This is a genomic window from Parvibaculum indicum, assembly GCF_011762095.1.
GTDB lineage: Bacteria > Pseudomonadota > Alphaproteobacteria > Parvibaculales > Parvibaculaceae > Parvibaculum > Parvibaculum indicum.
Genome location: NZ_JAASQO010000007.1, coordinates 25,427 through 42,141 on the forward strand (window position 1 = coordinate 25,427; position 16,715 = coordinate 42,141).

At 65.0% G+C, this 16,715-nt stretch carries 13 protein-coding genes; 3 read left to right on the top strand and 10 right to left on the bottom strand.

Annotation, left to right across the window (positions count from 1 at the left end; genetic code table 11):
* Positions 1–2: 2 nt before the first annotated feature.
* Entirely contained in the window at positions 3–2,675 is a 2,673-nt protein-coding gene (ppdK, locus tag FHS78_RS09945; protein ID WP_167093741.1) for a pyruvate, phosphate dikinase, read from the bottom strand.
* A 157-nt stretch (positions 2,676–2,832) separates the two neighbouring features.
* Complete coding sequence (gene glyS / locus FHS78_RS09950) at positions 2,833–5,121, bottom strand: glycine--tRNA ligase subunit beta (protein ID WP_167093742.1); 2,289 nt, start codon at positions 5,119–5,121, stop codon at positions 2,833–2,835.
* Between the two features lie 266 nt (positions 5,122–5,387).
* Here glyS and FHS78_RS09955 point away from each other — a divergent pair, with 266 nt between their 5' ends.
* Positions 5,388–6,020: an outer membrane protein gene (locus FHS78_RS09955; RefSeq protein WP_167093743.1), complete on the top strand. Its 633-nt coding sequence runs from the start codon at positions 5,388–5,390 to the stop codon at positions 6,018–6,020.
* A 77-nt stretch (positions 6,021–6,097) separates the two neighbouring features.
* Here the strand turns inward: FHS78_RS09955 and FHS78_RS09960 are convergent, their stop codons facing one another.
* The 5 genes from FHS78_RS09960 to FHS78_RS09980 all read right to left on the bottom strand — a co-directional run bounded on the left by FHS78_RS09960 (position 6,098) and on the right by FHS78_RS09980 (position 9,482).
* The gene (locus FHS78_RS09960) at positions 6,098–7,000 is read right to left on the bottom strand and encodes a glycine--tRNA ligase subunit alpha (protein ID WP_167093744.1); all 903 of its coding nucleotides are present in this window, start codon (positions 6,998–7,000) and stop codon (positions 6,098–6,100) included.
* A gap of 213 nt (positions 7,001–7,213) precedes the next feature.
* On the bottom strand, positions 7,214–7,405 hold the full coding sequence (locus FHS78_RS09965; RefSeq protein WP_167093745.1) for a hypothetical protein: 192 nt from the start codon (positions 7,403–7,405) through the stop codon (positions 7,214–7,216).
* Positions 7,406–7,460: 55 nt separating this feature from the next.
* Positions 7,461–8,324 carry a S49 family peptidase gene (locus FHS78_RS09970; RefSeq protein ID WP_246220438.1) on the bottom strand — a complete coding sequence of 288 codons (864 nt, stop codon included), beginning with the start codon at positions 8,322–8,324 and terminating at the stop codon, positions 7,461–7,463.
* Positions 8,325–8,412: 88 nt separating this feature from the next.
* Positions 8,413–9,213, bottom strand: coding sequence for a tRNA1(Val) (adenine(37)-N6)-methyltransferase (locus FHS78_RS09975; RefSeq protein ID WP_167093747.1), 801 nt, complete (start codon positions 9,211–9,213; stop codon positions 8,413–8,415).
* Positions 9,210–9,482, bottom strand: coding sequence for a putative signal transducing protein (locus tag FHS78_RS09980; protein WP_167093748.1), 273 nt, complete (start codon positions 9,480–9,482; stop codon positions 9,210–9,212). The genes FHS78_RS09975 and FHS78_RS09980 overlap by 4 nt, the downstream gene beginning before the upstream one ends.
* Positions 9,483–9,730: 248 nt before the next feature.
* Between FHS78_RS09980 and FHS78_RS09985 the strand changes: the two genes are divergently transcribed.
* Positions 9,731–10,750, top strand: coding sequence for a polyprenyl synthetase family protein (locus FHS78_RS09985; protein ID WP_167093749.1), 1,020 nt, complete (start codon positions 9,731–9,733; stop codon positions 10,748–10,750).
* Positions 10,751–10,990: 240 nt separating this feature from the next.
* Here the strand turns inward: FHS78_RS09985 and FHS78_RS09990 are convergent, their stop codons facing one another.
* The 3 genes from FHS78_RS09990 to FHS78_RS10000 all read right to left on the bottom strand — a co-directional run bounded on the left by FHS78_RS09990 (position 10,991) and on the right by FHS78_RS10000 (position 15,543).
* On the bottom strand, positions 10,991–11,869 hold the full coding sequence (locus FHS78_RS09990; protein ID WP_167093751.1) for a 4-(cytidine 5'-diphospho)-2-C-methyl-D-erythritol kinase: 879 nt from the start codon (positions 11,867–11,869) through the stop codon (positions 10,991–10,993).
* 17 nt (positions 11,870–11,886) lie between these two features.
* Entirely contained in the window at positions 11,887–13,722 is a 1,836-nt protein-coding gene (locus FHS78_RS09995; RefSeq protein ID WP_167093753.1) for a tetratricopeptide repeat protein, read from the bottom strand.
* A 141-nt stretch (positions 13,723–13,863) separates the two neighbouring features.
* Positions 13,864–15,543, bottom strand: a complete 1,680-nt coding sequence (locus tag FHS78_RS10000) for an electron transfer flavoprotein-ubiquinone oxidoreductase (protein WP_167093755.1) — start codon at positions 15,541–15,543, stop codon at positions 13,864–13,866.
* Between the two features lie 305 nt (positions 15,544–15,848).
* On the opposite strand from FHS78_RS10000, the gene FHS78_RS10005 reads away from it, so the two are divergent.
* Positions 15,849–16,703 (top strand): uracil-DNA glycosylase, encoded by an 855-nt coding sequence (locus FHS78_RS10005; RefSeq protein ID WP_167093758.1) that lies wholly within the window; start codon positions 15,849–15,851, stop codon positions 16,701–16,703.
* Positions 16,704–16,715 lie beyond the last annotated feature (12 nt).

The window sequence follows — 16,715 nt, forward strand, 5'->3', positions numbered from 1 at the left end:
CCTCACGTCTCCTTTGCGAGCGCGGCCTGCGCGGCGGCCAGCCGCGCGATCGGCACGCGATAGGGCGAGCAGGACACATAGTCGAGCCCCACATCCTCGCAGAAATAGATCGAGGACGGGTCGCCGCCATGCTCGCCGCAAATGCCGAGCTTGATGCCGTCGCGCGTCGCGCGGCCCCGCTCGGCGGCGATCTTCACCAGCTCGCCCACGCCGTCCCGGTCGAGCGAGACGAAGGGGTCCTGCGCGATGAGGTTCTTTTGCAGATAGTCGTTGATGAAGGTCGCGGCGTCGTCGCGGCTAATGCCGAAAGTGGTCTGCGTCAGATCGTTGGTGCCGAAGGAGAAAAACTCCGCCGTCTCGGCGATCTCGCCGGCCATCAGCGCGGCGCGCGGCAGTTCGATCATGGTGCCGACGTGATATTCGATCTCGGCGCCATGCTCCTTGCTCACCTCTTCGGCCACGGCCACGATGCGCGCCTTCAGGAAGTCGAGTTCGGCCTTCATGGCGACGAGCGGCACCATGATTTCCGGGATCACATGCTCGCCGGTCGCCTTGCCCGCCTCCAGCGCGCCCTCGAAGATCGCGCGCGCCTGCATCTCGTAGATTTCCGGGAAAGTGATGCCCAGCCGGCAGCCGCGATGGCCGAGCATGGGGTTGGCTTCCGCAAGCTCCATCAGGCGGCGGCGCAGATCGGCCGCGGGCATGCCGGTATCTTCGGCCACTTCCGCGATTTCCTCGTCCGTCTTGGGCAGGAATTCATGCAGCGGCGGGTCCAGCAGGCGGATCGTCACCGGCAGGCCGTGCATGATTTCGAAGAGCTGGCGGAAATCGTCGCGCTGCACGGGCAGGATTTTCGACAGCGGTTCGCGCCGTCCCGCCTCGTCCTTGGCGAGGATCATCTGGCGCACATGGGTGATGCGGTTCGCCTCGAAGAACATATGCTCCGTGCGGCAAAGGCCGATCCCCTCCGCGCCGAATTTGCGCGCCGTCTTCGCATCGGTCGGCGTTTCGGCATTGGTGCGCACCTTCATGCGGCGATGCGTGTCGGCCCATTCCATCAGCGTGGCGAAATCGCCGGAGAGTTCCGGCTGCAAGGTCGGCACGCGACCTTTCATCACCTCGCCGGTGCCGCCGTCGATGGTGATGATCTCGCCCTTCTTTACCGTCTCGCCCGCGACCGTCAGGGTTTCGGCCTGATAGTCGATCCGGAGCGCGCCCGCGCCGGAAACGCAAGGCCGACCCATGCCGCGCGCGACCACCGCCGCGTGGCTCGTCATGCCGCCGCGCGAGGTCAGGATGCCGACGGCGGAATGCATGCCGTTAATGTCTTCCGGGCTCGTTTCCACGCGCACCAGGATCACGTCATGCCCGTCCTGTTTCAGCTTCGCCGCCTCGTCGGAGTTGAAGACGACTTCGCCGCTGGCTGCGCCCGGCGAGGCAGGCAGGCCCTTGGTCAGGATTTCGCGATCCGCTTCCGGGTCCAGCGTCGGGTGCAGAAGCTGGTCCAGCGCGCCGGGTTCCACGCGGGTGATCGCCATGCGCTCGTCGATCAGCCCCTCGCCCACCATCTCCACGGCGATCTTCAGCGCGGCCTTCGCCGTGCGCTTGCCGCTTCGCGTCTGGAGCATCCAGAGCTTGCCTTCCTGCACGGTGAATTCGACGTCCTGCATCTCGCGGTAATGCGCTTCGAGCTTGCCGAAGACATCCACCAGCTCCGCATAGGCGTCGGGCATTTCCTCTTCCATGGAGGGCTTCTTGTCGCCGCCCGCGATGCGCGCCGCCTTGGACAGCGATTGCGGCGTGCGGATGCCCGCCACCACGTCTTCGCCCTGCGCATTCACCAGGAACTCACCATAGACGGCCTTTTCGCCCGTCGCCGGGTTGCGCGTGAAGGCCACGCCCGTCGCGGAGCTGTCGCCCATATTGCCGAACACCATGGCCTGCACATTGACGGCCGTGCCCCAGCTTTCGGGAATGTTGTGCAAGCGGCGATAAGTGTCCGCGCGGCGGTTGCGCCAGGAGCCGAACACGGCGTCGATGGCACCCCAGAGCTGTTCGGTCACGTCCTGCGGGAAGGGCTTGCCGAGTTCCTCGTCCACCCGCGCCTTGTAGCGCGCGATCACGTCTTTCCAGTCATCCGCGGTCAGTTCGGTGTCGAGGTCGTATTCCTGCTCTTCCTTGTAATATTCCAGGATCTCCTCGAAATTATAGTGCTCCACGCCCAGCACCACGTCGCAATACATCTGGATGAAGCGGCGATAGCTGTCATAGGCGAAGCGCTCGTCGCCGGAGCGCTTGGCGAGCCCTTCCACGGTCTCGTCATTGAGGCCGAGATTGAGCACCGTATCCATCATGCCGGGCATGGAGGCGCGCGCGCCGGAGCGCACGGAGACGAGCAGCGGGTTTTCCTTCTCGCCGAAATTCATCCCGACGCTTTTGCCGATGGCGTCCAGCGCGGCTTCCACCTGCGCGGTCAGCCCGTCCGGATACTGACGGTCGTTCTCGTAAAAGGCGGTGCAAACTTCGGTGGTGATGGTAAAGCCCGGCGGGACCGGCAGCCCGATATTGGACATCTCGGCCAGGTTCGCGCCCTTGCCGCCGAGAAGGTTCTTCATCTCCGCCGTTCCCTCGGCCTTGCCGTCGCCGAAGGAATAGACCCACTTGTTCTCTGCCATCGTTACTGCCTTTGGTTGAGGCTTACCAACGTCGTTCATGCAGCGCACCCCCACCCGGCCCTGGCGGGCCGACCTCCCCCTCAAGGGGGAGGTGGGAATGGTGAATCCATTTCATCGTCCCCTCCCCCGCTCCGCGGGGGAGGGTCAGGGAGGGGGCTTACCCCTCGACCTTCGAGAAGTCCGCGACCTCATGCAAGGCCGCGCGGATGAGGCTCAGAAGGCGCAGGCGGTTCGCGCGCACTTCCGCTTTGTCGGCATTGACGGTGACCTTGTCGAAAAACGCATCGACCGGCGCACGGAGCTTGGCGAGCGCGGACATGGCCGCGGCGAAATCCTCACGCCCGATCGCATGGCTCGCTTCGGAACGGGCTTCCTCGATCCGGTCGAACAGCGCGCGCTCCTCGTCCAGCTCGAAAAGCCCCGCATCCGGCTCGCCGCCATAAGAGGCTTCGTCCTTCTTTTCCTCGATGCGGAGAATGTTCACCGCGCGCTTGTAGCCCGCAAGCAGGTTTGCGCCGTCATCGGTGCCGAGAAAGTCGGACAACGCCTCGACACGCTTCACGATCAGCACGAGATCGTCCTGCCCTTCCAGTGCAAAAACGGCATCGACCAGATCGTGCCGCACCCCGCGATCACGCAGATAGACTTTCAAGCGGTCGGCGAAGAAGGAGAGGAGGCTATTGCTGTTGAGCAGCACATTGTCTACCGCTCTTGATATTCTCGCCCGCTGAATTTCATCTTTTGCTGTCGACAACGCGTCAGAGATTTTTCTGAGGCCGGAGAGATTTTCTGTAGAAATATCAGACGAAATACGAGCAAGAGGCGCGTCTGCTAAGTTATCGCTAACAAGCACCATAGAAGTTACGAACGCTTCGTTTAGGCGCATTCGCATTGCGCCTTCAAGAATAATACGGATCACACCCAGCGCAGCACGGCGCAGCGCGAACGGATCCTTGGAACCTGTGGGCTTTTCGTCAATCGCCCAGAAACCGACCAGCGTATCGATCTTGTCGGCGAGGGCGACGACCTTGCCCAGCGCGCTGGCGGGCACGTCGTCGGTCGGGCCGACCGGCGAATAATGTTCGGCAATCGCATCGGCGATGTCGTCGCCGAGGCCGTCGTTCCGCGCATAGTAAGCGCCCATCAGGCCCTGCAGTTCGGGGAACTCGAAAACCATCTGGCTGACGAGATCGGCCTTGGCGAGACGCCCGGCCTGTTCGGCCTTCGCCGGATCGACGCCCGGCAGGTCTTCGGCCAGCGCGCGGGCGAGCTTCGCGATGCGTTCGGCCTTGTCGCCGACGCTGCCCAGCCCCTCATAGAACTTCACATCCGCCAGCTTCGGCAGGCGCGCTTCCAGCGTTTCCTTCCGGTCCTGATCCCAGAGGAAGCGCGCATCGGCGAAGCGGGCGCGCAGCACACGCTCATTACCGTTCACAATGGCCGCGCCGCCATCTTCCGCCTCGAGATTCGCAATCACGATGAAGCGCGGGGCAAGACGCCCATCCTTCGAGACGGCGCTCTGCGCCTCCTCAGGATGAGGGTTGTTTTTACCCGCGGCCTCACCCTGAGGAGCCTGCGCAGCAGGCGTCTCGAAGGGGGCGACACACGCGAAATATTTCTGGTTCGCGCGCATGGTGCTGGTCAGCACTTCCTGCGGCACGGACATGAATTCGTCGTCGATCCTGCCCATCAGCGGCACGGGATATTCGATGAGCCCGGCCACTTCCGTCAGCAGCGCCTCGTCCTCGAAAAGCTGGAGCCCGGCATCCTCGGCGAGTTTCTTCGCCGCCGCATGGATCGCCTTTGCGCGGTCTTCCGTTGCGAGGATCACCTTCGCCGCTTCGAGCTTTTGCCGGTAATCGGCAAATCCCGTGACGTTGAACCCGTCCGGCGCCATGAAGCGATGGCCATAGGTCATGCTGTCCGCCGACAGCCCCTCGAACTCGAAGGGCACGACCTTGCCGCCGAAAATGCAGAGAATCGAATGAAGCGGGCGCACCCAGCGCAAGGAGCCCGTCCCCCAGCGCATCGATTTCGGCCAGGGGAAGTTGCGGATCGCCTGCGGCACGATCTCGGCCAACACATCGGCCATTTCCCTGCCCGGCTTCTCGATGGCCGCGACATAGAACCGGCCCTTCTTGTCTTCCCGGATTTCCGCTTCCTCGATGGAGGAAAGCCCCGCCGCGCGCATGAAGCCCTCAATGGCTTTCTCCGGCGCGCCGACCTTCGGGCCCTTCCGCTCCTCGCGGACATCCGGCGTCTTTTCCGGCAGACCCTCGATGACGAGCGCCAGCCGGCGCGGCGTGGCATAGGCTTCCGCCGCACCCACGGCAACGCCTTCCGCCTTCAACGCATCGCTCACCAGCCGCTTCAGGTCGTCGGCGGCGCGGAGCTGCATCCGGGCGGGAATTTCTTCGGAAAAGAGTTCGAGCAGGAATTCGGACATTTGCGGGCAGTCAGGCTTGGGAAACCACGCAGCCGTCTAGCACGTCGGGGCCGAAAAGGGAAAGAATTCCAACGCGCTGCCTTGCCTCTGCCCATCGGCCCGAAAACCTCCAAAGCGGGGACGCCTCGCAGGAAATCCCATCAAAAAGGGGATTTTGCACATCACAAGCGCGTTTTCCGCATCGCGTGCGCCCTGTAGGGGACTCTCTCGGGGTATTTCACCCAAAAGGCACAGTTTGCAGAGGGGAAACTATGAGGCGTTTTTTCTTGAGTTTTGCGGTCGCGATGGCCGCGCTGGCGTCGGGGTCTCTTTCCGCTCGGGCCGATGCCGTCGGTCCGGCTCTTGCCCCCATCGACTGGACCGGCCCCTATATCGGCGTCACGGCAGGCTATGGCTGGGGCCAATCGAGGCATACAGACACGTCCGGCTCCACCACCAGCGATTTCGACCTTCATGGCAGTGTCGCGGGTCTGGAAGCCGGTTACAATTGGCAGCTCGGCGACTTCATCCTCGGCGTGGAAGCAGACGGCTCGCTTTCCACGATCGACGGAACCTCGACCAACGTATGCACCTTCGGCTGCACGACCGAATTGCGCTGGCTCGGCACGTTGCGCGCCAAGGCCGGCTACCCTATCGGCAAATTCCTGCCCTATGTCACGGGTGGCGCAGCGCTCGGGAAAGTAAAGGCCGATGTGGCCTCGCTCTTCTCGAACGAGGATACGAAGTTCGGCTGGACGGCAGGCGGCGGCCTTGCCTATGCCTTCACCACCGGCTTCTCCGCCAAGGCCGAATATCTCTATACCGATCTGGGCGATATTTCGGTGATGACAGGCCTTCTCATCACGGCCAAGGCCAATGACTTCCAGATCGTCCGCATCGGTCTCGACTTCGCGTTCTGAAGATCGAGCGACAGCAAAAACGAAACGGCCGGGAGCAAATGCTTCCGGCCGTTTTCATTCAAGACTGATGGACCGCCCTATTCCGCGGCCTCTACGCCCGCTTGAGGCGTCTTCAGCCATTCCTCGGCGCAGCGCTTGGCGAGCGCGCGCACGCGGCCGATATAGGCCTGCCGCTCGGTGACGGAGATCACCCCGCGCGCATCGAGCAGGTTGAAATTATGGCTCGCCTTGATGACCTGGTCATAGGCGGGCAGCGGCAGCGGCTCAGCGCGGTCCAGCAGCGCATTGCACTCCTTTTCCGCATCCTCGAAATGGCGGAACAGCATTTCCGTGTTCGCCGCCTCGAAGTTGTGCGCGGAGAATTCCACCTCGTTCTGGTGGAAGACGTCGCCATAGGTCACGCGGTCCGCGCCCTCGGCGCCGTTATAGTCCAGCTCATAGCCGTTATCGACGCCCTGGATATACATGGCGAGGCGTTCGAGCCCGTAGGTCAGCTCGCCGGAAACGGGCGCGCAGTCGATGCCGCCCACCTGCTGGAAATAGGTGAACTGCGAGACTTCCATGCCGTCGCACCAGACTTCCCAGCCAAGCCCCCAGGCGCCCAGCGTCGGGCTTTCCCAGTCGTCCTCCACGAAGCGGATATCGTGGTTCTTCGCGTCGATCCCGAGTTCGTAGAGGCTTTCGAGATAAAGCTCCTGCAGATTGTCCGGGCTCGGCTTCAGGATCACCTGAAACTGGTAGTAGTGCTGGAAGCGGTTCGGGTTCTCGCCATAGCGCCCGTCGGTCGGGCGACGCGAGGGCTGCACATAGGCCGCCTTCCAGGGCTTCGGTCCCAGCGAGCGCAGCGTGGTCGCGGGGTGAAACGTGCCCGCGCCCATCAACATGTCATAGGGCTGCAGGATCACGCAGCCCTGCCGCGCCCAGTATTGCTGGAGCGTGAGGATCAGGGACTGGAAGGAGTGGTCGGGCTTGCCGGTCATGGTCGCCTTGCGAGTCGCGGGCGAGGGCGCCCTTTCTTCTTGGAAAGCGCGCGCAAGTTAGCTCCGGGGCGGGACAGGGTCAAGAAACCGGCGGGGTCGCGCCGGGCGGGCGGGCCGAAAAGCAAAGAGCCCGGCCTTCCAGCCGGACTCCCGATCTCTTTTCCGGCCCCGCCTTTCGGCCCGACCGGTATCGGATCGCCTTACGGAACGCGCTCAGCGGCCGTCGTCGGGAACGTAATAGCCGTCGCGGGTCTGGCGAAGCCGGCCCATGTCGCGCGGCTCCATCCGGCCGCGGGCGCGCGCGGCGGCCATGGCCGAGCGCTGGCGCTCCGCCGCCTTCACCACGGCCCGATACGCCGAGTAGCAGGCGGCAAGGAAGATCGCTGTGAAGACGAGCTTTGTCATCTGGATGCCCTTTCAACACTGGGGCCGGTCAGCCCAACCCGCTCGATTGGAATCATTAAAGGCCAAATCGGCTCCAAATGGAACGCCTCTCAATGGCCGAAATGATCCCATCCGCGAATGAATCCGCAAAATTCGGGCCAAAATCAGGCAGCGTTCCGCTTTTCTGCGACGATTTGACGGTGTTGCCGAGCGGCCAGAACGAGCGCCGCGGCGCAACGAGGCGCAGTTTCACCTCCTCGCCGAAGCGTTCCCTCATGATACGCCGGAGATCGCCGATTCCGTCGATCAGGCCGCGTTGCAGCGCGCCTTTCGCGGCCCAGAAGGCGCCGGAGAAGAGTTCGTCGTCCCCGCCGGTCAGCTTTTCGCCCCGGCGGCCCTTCACCAGATCCTTGAAATAGTCATGCACCTCGCCCTGCAGGTCGAGCAGGCGTTTCACATCCTCTTCCTTTTCCGGCTGGAAGGGGTCGAGCATCCCCTTGTTCGTGCCCGCCGTATGGACGCGGCGCTCCACGCCCAGCTTTTCGATGAGGCCGGTAAAGCCGAAGCCCGCCGATATGACGCCGACCGAGCCGATCACCGAGCTTTCGTCGGCGAAGATCTCGTCGCCCGCGCAGGCGATCATGTAGCCGCCGGAGGCCGCCGCGTCCTCGGCGAAGACGATGACGGGCAGTTTCTTCTCCTCCGCCAGCGCCCGGATGCGCTTGAAGATCAGCGAGGACTGGACGGGCGAGCCGCCGGGCGAATTGACGACGAGCGCCACCGCCTTCGCGCCTCTCATGGAGAAGGCCTGCTCCAGCGGACCGGCCAGCGCGGCCAGCGTCACACCGTTCCGCAAGGGCTGGCTGCCGCCGATGACGCCGGAAATACGCACCACCGGCACCACGGGCGGCGGCGACCAGCCCGGGGCGATGCGACTCATGAGGGGTTTGGGGAGAATGCGTCCTGCGAGGTTTTTCATACGGTTCCAGATAGGTGTGTGAAGGCCGATAGGCAAGGCGGGCGGCGCGTCACGCCCGGTCGAAATGGAGCGCCTCCCCGCCCCGCAGGATTGCTTCCGCGGCTTCGGAGAAGCGCCCGTCCTTGCGGTGTAGCACGAGCCCCTGCCGCAGCAGGAGCGGCCCGCGCGAGCCCCTGACGCCGCGCACGATCACCCGGCTCGCCGCCTTGCCGAGGGCCGGCCAGAGCGGAAAGATCTCGATGCCGCCGACATGGCCCTGAAGCGCGGCGAGCAGCGTCGCCAGCGCGTCGGCCCGGTGGATGAAGGTCACCGTCGCCTTGGGCCGCGCCATGACGCAGGCAAAGCGCACCCAGTCCTCAAGGTCCGAGCCCAGCGTCATATGCGCCTTCGCCTTGCTCTCGTTCGGCGAGACGGGGCTTGCCGCCGGGTCGTGGAAAGGCGGATTGGCGAAGACATGATGATAGGAATTGGGTTCCAGGCCCAGCGCGGCGAGGTCGCGCGCGGGCATGCCGATATCGCCCTCGATTATGGAGACGCGCTCCGCAAAACCGTTGCGGCGCATATTCTCTTGCGCCAGCGCCACCATGCCGGGCTGCAGTTCCAGCCCGTCCACTTCCAGCCCCGGCACGCGCGCGGCCAGACAGGCGCTGGCAACGCCCACGCCGGCGCCCGCTTCCAGCGCGCGCTCGCCGCTTCGGGCCTGGACGGAGGCGGCCAGCAGCACCGCGTCGATCCCCGCCCTGTAGCCCCTGGCGGGCTGCCGGAGCGTGATGCGGCCGTCCAGAAAGCCGTCTTCCGTCGTCTCTTCGATCGTGTCGGAGGTCGTTTCGCGTGCCGCCACACCGCTCATTCGTCGTCTCCCTGCTTTTCCGGCCCCTTGTCGCCCCGTTCCCGTTCTCCCGGCCCGGCTTCGCTTTCTCGCTGCACCTCGTCGAGAATGCGCGCCGCCGCGGGGTGGTCCTCTTCGGCCACCATCATACGCCGCGGCAGGATACCCAGCGAGCCCTCGACGATGGAGGTATAGGCATCGAGCACCAGCGGCTCTACACCTGCCTCACGCAGGCGGTGTTCCAGATAGGACACCAGCACGGGATCGTTGCTTCTCAGAAGTTCCTTCATGGGGCTCCCCGATCCAGGGCGGCATTCGGCCGCATTCGGGACGACTCTAACGGGAGCGCCCCTCCCGACCCCAGAAAAAACGCGACCCGTTCGCAATTTGAGACAATCCCGAAACGCTCTGTTGCAAGGCGCGGCCCCTCCCGCACTTGCCGCAACGGGGCCGCCAACCTATTCTCCCGGAAAACCCCCTTCAAAGGGCCTGACGCGCGGTTCGCGCGGCCGGTCCGGCAATCTTAAGGAAGTCAGTTTTGGGTGTCGTCGTCCCCCTCGGAGAAGACCGCGAACGCAGCAAGAATGCGATCGCCGACCTGCAGCGGCTCGTCGCGGCCGATATGGAGCAGGTCAATGAGTTGATCCGTGAGCGGATGGACTCCGACGTGCAGATGATCCCCGATCTTGCCTCCCATCTGATCGAATCCGGCGGCAAGCGCCTGCGCCCCATGCTGACCGTCGCCTGCGCGCGCATGTGCGGCTATGAGGGCACGTCGCATCAGAAGCTCGCCGCCACGGTGGAGTTCATGCATACCGCCACCCTCCTTCACGACGATGTGGTGGACGAGAGCGATCTCAGGCGCGGCAAGGTGACCGCGCGCATGATCTGGGGCAATCAGGCCAGCGTGCTGGTGGGCGACTATCTGCTGGGCCGCGCCTTCAAGCTGATGGTGGAGACGGGCTCGCTGCGCGCGCTCGACATCCTGTCGGACGCCGCCGCCGTCATCGCGGAAGGCGAAGTGATGCAGCTCATCGCGGCCAAGGACACCGGCACCACGGAAGACGCCTATATGCGCGTCATCGAGGCCAAGACCGCCGCGCTCTTCGCCTCGGCGTGCGAGATCGGCGCCGTGATTTCCGAACATGGCGAGCGCGCGGAGGCCGCGCTTCATTCCTATGGGCGCAATCTCGGCATCGCCTTCCAGCTTGTGGACGATGCGCTCGACTATGGCGGCGCGGCGGCCGCGCTCGGCAAGAATGTCGGCGACGATTTCCGCGAAGGCAAGATCACCCTTCCCGTCGTGCTCGCCTATCGGCGCGGCGACGACGAGGAACGCGCCTTCTGGCAGCGCACGCTGGGCGAAGGCGACCAGTCGGAAGAAGACCTGCAACACGCCATGTCGCTCATCGAAAAGCACGATGCGCTCGGCGACACGATTTCCCGGGCCCGGCATTACGGCGCCATCGCCATCGACGCGCTGGCGATCTTCCCGGAAAGCGACTACCGGCAGGCGCTGAGCGATCTCGTCGAGTTCTGCATCAGCCGCGACCACTGAGCGCTCTTCCCGTCATTGCGAGAAGCGAAGCGACGAAGCAATCCATCTTTCGAGACGGCCCTTCGGGCCTCCTCGGGATGAGACCTGCCTGACTTGCACCTCATGCTGAGGAGCGGCGAAGCCGCGTCTCGAAGCAGCTTCGCTTGCCGCTCCGGATCCCGGCACAGGGCCGGGATGACAGCTATTGTTTGAAAGCGAAACTCACAACGAAATCGGCATCGCGGAAACGAAATGTCCGCGCTACCCCGTCACCACGGGCGCGGCGACGCACCACCAGTCGGGACAATCCGCCGACAGCGTGGAAAGCGCGTCCTGCGCCGCGTTCCGGTCGCTGAAGATCGCAAAGCATGTCGCGCCCGAGCCGGACATGCGGGACAGCAGCGCGCCCGGCAAGCCGTCGAGCTTGCGCAGCACCAGGCCGATTGCCGGTGCGACGTCCATGGCGGGCGCTTCGAGATCGTTGGGATGGCGTGCCAGCCATTGAAGAAGCGCGTCCAGCATTGCGAAGGACGGCGGCGGCGTGGCCTCCCTGTCCTCTTTCACAGGTGCGGCGTCGAGCCGGGCAAACACCTCGCCCGTCGCCACCGACATGCCCGGATTGACCAGCAGCAGCACGAAATCCGGCAGTGCGGGCAGGCGCGCGACGCGCTCGCCGATCCCGGTCATGAAAGCCGGCGCGGCATCGAGGCAGACCGGCACATCCGCGCCCAGTCCGAGGCCGATGCGCGCCAGCGCCTCCCCGTCGAGCCCCGTCTCCCACAAATCGTTCAACAGATGGAGCGCGGCGGCCGCGTCCGCCGAGCCGCCGCCTATGCCGGAGGCGACGGGCAGCCATTTGTCGAGCACGATGCTTGCGCCCTTGCCGCATCCCGTCTCGGCCCGCAGGGCGCGGGCGGCGCGCAGCACGAGATTGTCGGCCTCGTCCGTCAGGCCGTCGGCGAAGGGGCCTTCGATGTCGAGCGTGAGATCGGGCGCGGGTTCCGCCGTCAGCCCGTCGCCGGTATCGGGGAAGACGACGAGGCTTTCCAGTTCGTGATAGCCGTCGGGGCGGCGGCCGGCGATGCGGAGCGACAGGTTCACCTTGGCCCGCGCCTTGTTGGCCCGCCTTGCCGGGGCCATGCGCGCGCCCTCGCCCATCAGGCGCCGGTGCTCTGGCCCGGCGCCCCCGTATCGAGCAACGCGCCGACATCATTGCGCTTTTCGGCCTGTTCGAGACCGTATTCCAGCTTGTCCTTCAGGAGCGGAATGCGCTTCTTGTCCGGGTCGAGTTCGAGCGCGTGGCCCCATTGGAACCCGGCTTCGATCCTGCGGCCCACCTTCCACAGCGCATCGCCCAGATGCTCGTTGATGGTGGGGTCGCCCGGTTCCAGTTCCACGGCGCGTTCCAGATATTTCACCGCTTCCCCATAGTCGCCCAGCCGGTAATGCGCCCAGCCGAGACTGTCCACGATGTAGCCGTCGTCGGGGCGCTGCTCCACCGCCTTTTCGATCATGTCGAAGGCTTCGCTCAGATGTTCGCCCTGCTCCACCCAGGAATAGCCCAGATAGTTCAGCACCAGCGCATTGCCGTCGGAAAGTTTGAGCGCCAGCTTCAGATCCTTCTCCGCCTGGTCCCAGTTGCCCAGCCGCTCGTTGCAGATGCCGCGCGCATAATAGAGCGTCCAGTCCGAGCGGGAGGGCGTCTCCACCAGGGCGATCGCCTTTTCATATTCGGCTTCGGCGCTGGCGTAGTCTTCCTTGCTGCGATAGATGTCGCCCAGCGCCACCAGCGGGTCGACCTGCCGGGGATGTTCCTCGACGAGGTCGCGCAGAAGCGCTGTCGCTTCTTCCTCGCGCCCGAGCCGGTTGAGGTCGATCCCGGTCTGGATCTGCGCGGAAAGATAGAGCGCGGAGTCCTCGGGAACCTCCGAATACTGATCGATGGCGATCTGCCAGCGTTCCTGATCTTCGTAGAGCCCGCCCAGCACGGTGCGCGCCACGTCGAAATCCGGCTTCATGAAAAGCGCCAGATGGATATAGAGCTGCGCGAGCTGGCGCGTCGCGCCCTGGTCCAGCGCGCTGCCGAGGCCGTAAAGCACTTCGGCCACACCGGCGGCGGGCGTCGCCGCCACGCGCGGCAGGGCCTCGTCCGCGGCCAGACGGCGCAGCGCGTCTTTCACCAGCGGATTGTCCGGGGCGAGTTTTGCGAACTGCCCGAAAAGCGTTGCCGCGTCGTCCGCATGGCCGTTGCGCTGCAGGAAGGAGGCATAGGCCTGAACAACGCGGATCGAGCCGCCGCCCGTCGCGGTCATCGCCGCCGCGAAGGCGTCGTTCGCGCCTTTCGCGTCGTCGAGATAATCGAGGATCAACGCCTTGTGAAAGCTGCGGAAAAGGTCGTAGGCCGTGCGCCCCTCGAAGGCGGCGAGCTTTTCAAGCGCCGCCGCCCTGTCGCCCTTGCCGGCTTCGGCCCATGCGCCGGTCAGCGTCCCGACCAGGGCGCTGAAGGGGCCGTTGTCGGACTGCGCCTGCGCCACCACCGGATCGTCGTAATGGCCGCGCTTCACCGCGTCCAGCGCCAGCACGAGCCCCGCCAGCCGGTCGTCCGGCGTCTGGGCGACGAGTTTGCGCGCCAGCCTGACCGCGCGGGTCTCGTCGGAGGCGACCAGCGATGCGGTAAAGGCGCGTTGCAGCACGACGGGGTCGGTCGGCGCGGCTTTCAGCGCCTGGTCGAAATAGGCCGCCGCCGTGTCGCTGTCGCTCTGCGCGGCGGCGTGACGCCCGGCGAGATAGGCGCCATAGGCGCTTTCGGTGCGGATGACGTCGTCGTCGCCCAGCCCCAGCGACGGGGCGAGCCCGGCGCAGCCGGACAGGGCGAGCGCCAGACCGCCGAAAAGAGCGAGCCGCGCGACAGCATGTCCCGGACGGGAAAGAAGACGGGCGCGACCTCTCGCGGAATGGCGGTTTCCCCCGCGGGCTTCACGCTTCAACATCATTGACGGATTGCCTCTGGTCCTTGTCTGCCGAACGCCCGCGCAAGGCCCCCGCCCCGCCCGCGCGCCCCGGCGTTCCGACAGCGTAAGACCATGCGAACCGCTTTGCCAGCCCGGCGGACCGGCAAAGCGGCGCATGCCTGCTTACATATTCGGGTAGTTCGGCCCACCGCCGCCTTCGGGAACCGTCCAGTTGATGTTCTGGGAAGGATCCTTGATGTCGCAGGTTTTGCAGTGGACGCAGTTCTGCGCGTTGATCTGGAAGCGCGGATTGGAGCCGTCATCCTCCCTGACCACTTCATAGACGCCGGCCGGGCAGTAGCGCTGCGCGGGCTCGTCATACATGGGCAGGTTGTAGTTGATCGGGATCTCCGGATCCTTGAGACGCAGATGGACCGGCTGGTCCTCCTCGTGATTGGTCGCCGACAGGAAGACCGAGGACAGCTTGTCGAAGGAAATCTTGCCGTCGGGCTTGGGGTAGTCGATCGGCTTGCAGTCCGCCGCCTTTTTCAGCGTGGCGCTGTCCGGCTTGCCGTGCTTCAGCGTGAAGGGCAGGCCGATGCCCAGATTGTTCATCCACATGTCGAGGCCGCCGAAGGCAAGGCCGATCATGGTGCCGAACTTCGACCAGAAGGGCTTCACATTGCGGACGCGCTTCAGGTCCTTGTAGACCGCGCTCTTCTCATAGGCGTCCGTATAGGCCGTCAGCTCGTCGCCGCTGCGCCCGTCCTTCACCGCGTCGAAGGCCGCTTCGGCGCCCATCATGCCGGTCAGCATGGCGTTGTGGCTGCCCTTGATGCGCGGCACGTTGACGAAACCGGCCGAGCAGCCGATCAGCGCGCCGCCCGGGAAGGTGAGCTTCGGCACCGACTGGAAACCGCCCTCGGTGATGGCGCGCGCGCCATAGGAGATGCGCTTGCCGCCCTCGAAAGTGTCGCGCACGGCTTCATGCTGCTTGAAGCGCTGGAACTCGTCGAAGGGCGAGAGATACGGGTTCTTGTAGTTCAGGTGAACCACGAAGCCGACCGACACCAGATTGTCGCCGAAATGATAGAGGAACGACCCGCCGCCGGTATTGTTGTCGAGCGGCCAGCCCATGCTGTGCTGCACCAGCCCCTTCTTGTGCTTCTTGGGGTCGATTTCCCAGAGTTCCTTCAGGCCGATGCCGAATTTCTGCGGCTCGCGGCCTTCGTCGAGGCGGAATTTGCGGATCAGCTCCTTGGAAAGCGAGCCGCGCACGCCTTCGCCGAAAAGCGTGTATTTCGCGCGCAGTTCCATGCCGCGCATGAAGCTGTCCTTGTGCTCGCCATCCCTGGCGACGCCCATATCGCCGGTCGCGACGCCGGTGACGGAGCCGTTCTCGTCGTAAAGGATCTCGGCGCCCGCGAAACCGGGATAGATTTCCACGCCCAGCTCTTCGGCCTTGGCGGCCAGCCAGCGGCACAGATTGCCCAGGCTGACGATGTAGTTGCCGTGATTGTTCATCAGCGGCGGCATCAGGAAATTCGGCACGCGCAGGCCGCCGGCCGGGCCGAGAAAGAGGAAATGATCCGCCGTCACCTCGGTGTCGACGGGCGCATCCTGCTCGCGCCAGTCGGGAATGAGCGCGTCGAGGCCGACCGGGTCGATCACCGCGCCCGAAAGGATATGCGCGCCGATTTCCGAGCCCTTTTCGATCACGCAGACCGAAAGGTCGAAATCCTCTTCCGCCGCCTTCTGGCGCAGGCGGATCGCCGCGGAAAGGCCCGCCGGGCCGCCGCCAACGATCACGACGTCGTATTCCATATATTCGCGCTCGGGAAGCGCGTCCGCCTGGTCGCTCATCTAACCCTCTTTTCTCCTGCCGCGTTCCGTCCTCGGTTCCCTTTCGGGCCTGCCGGTCCGGGCCCGGGGAACGCCGGAATCCCTCTGAATTTCGCAACACTTATGGTGCCTACGGCTGTTGCGGTCAACACGGAGGGCCGTTCAGAGCCGTTTCCCCGTTCATGCCGGATGCACATGGCCGGGTTCGCTGATAATCTCGTCTCGTCAATCATGCAGAAGACAGTAGGCAGTGATTTGCGACCGTCAAATGCGGCGGGCGCGATCGGTCCCTTTCGGGGCGGGATATTCGGGAGTTCTTTTCCATAATGGATGGCGAGTCGCGGGAATTTTCGGCGGAAGACGCGGCGGCGCTGCTGGCGCTCTATGTCGAATCCGGCTGGACGGACACACTGGCCGAAAAACCGGTGAACCGCTACGAGCTGCCGGAGGCGCCGGCCCGCGCCGCCGGGGCCGCGCCCGCCGCGCCGGACGGCCCGCGCAAGGCGCCTGCGCCGCGTCCGGCGCCTGTCGAGGCCTCCCGCCCCGCCGCCCCCGCCTCGATCCCGCTGGAAGAGGCGGAAGCGGCCGAAACCGCGCGGGAAATCGCCGCGCGCTGCCAGACGCTCGACGAACTCAAACAGGCGCTCGCCGATTTCGAGGGCTGCGCGCTCAAATTCACCGCCAAGAACCTCGTTTTCGCCGACGGCAATCCGGAAGCGGACCTCATGTTCGTGGGCGAGGCGCCGGGGCGCGACGAGGATATTCAGGGCCTGCCTTTCGTGGGCCGGGCGGGCCAGCTTCTCGACCGGATGCTCGCCGCCATCGGCCGCGACCGGCAGAGCGTCTACATCACCAATGTGCTGAACTGGCGCCCGCCGGGAAACCGCGCGCCCACACCCGCCGAACAGGCCATCTGCCAGCCCTTCATCGAGCGCCATATCGCGCTGGCAAACCCTGAAGTGCTGGTGTTCCTGGGCGGCGTATCGGCCAAGCAGCTCCTCAACACCACCACCGGCATCATGCGTCTCCGGGGCAAATGGAACGTCTATCGCGCGGGCGAGCGCGAAATCCCGGCCCTGCCGACGCTGCATCCGGCCTATCTTCTGCGCCAGCCCGCCCAGAAGCGTCTGGCCTGGCAGGATCTTCTCTCGCTGATGCAGCGGCTCAACGCCCCCCGTTAACCTACGAGTAAT

Excerpts from the sequence above, each read along its gene's own strand:
- ppdK (WP_167093741.1), bottom strand. The coding sequence starts at position 2,675 with ATGGCAGAGAACAAGTGGGTCTATTCCTTCGGCGACGGCAAGGCCGAG.
- glyS (WP_167093742.1), bottom strand. The coding sequence starts at position 5,121 with ATGTCCGAATTCCTGCTCGAACTCTTTTCCGAAGAAATTCCCGCCCGG.
- FHS78_RS09960 (WP_167093744.1), bottom strand. The coding sequence starts at position 7,000 with ATGACCGGCAAGCCCGACCACTCCTTCCAGTCCCTGATCCTCACGCTC.
- FHS78_RS09965 (WP_167093745.1), bottom strand. The coding sequence starts at position 7,405 with ATGACAAAGCTCGTCTTCACAGCGATCTTCCTTGCCGCCTGCTACTCG.
- FHS78_RS09970 (WP_246220438.1), bottom strand. The coding sequence starts at position 8,324 with ATGAGTCGCATCGCCCCGGGCTGGTCGCCGCCGCCCGTGGTGCCGGTG.
- FHS78_RS09975 (WP_167093747.1), bottom strand. The coding sequence starts at position 9,213 with ATGAGCGGTGTGGCGGCACGCGAAACGACCTCCGACACGATCGAAGAG.
- FHS78_RS09980 (WP_167093748.1), bottom strand. The coding sequence starts at position 9,482 with ATGAAGGAACTTCTGAGAAGCAACGATCCCGTGCTGGTGTCCTATCTG.
- FHS78_RS09990 (WP_167093751.1), bottom strand. The coding sequence starts at position 11,869 with ATGGCCCCGGCAAGGCGGGCCAACAAGGCGCGGGCCAAGGTGAACCTG.
- FHS78_RS09995 (WP_167093753.1), bottom strand. The coding sequence starts at position 13,722 with ATGATGTTGAAGCGTGAAGCCCGCGGGGGAAACCGCCATTCCGCGAGA.
- FHS78_RS10000 (WP_167093755.1), bottom strand. The coding sequence starts at position 15,543 with ATGAGCGACCAGGCGGACGCGCTTCCCGAGCGCGAATATATGGAATAC.
- FHS78_RS10005 (WP_167093758.1), top strand. The coding sequence starts at position 15,849 with ATGGATGGCGAGTCGCGGGAATTTTCGGCGGAAGACGCGGCGGCGCTG.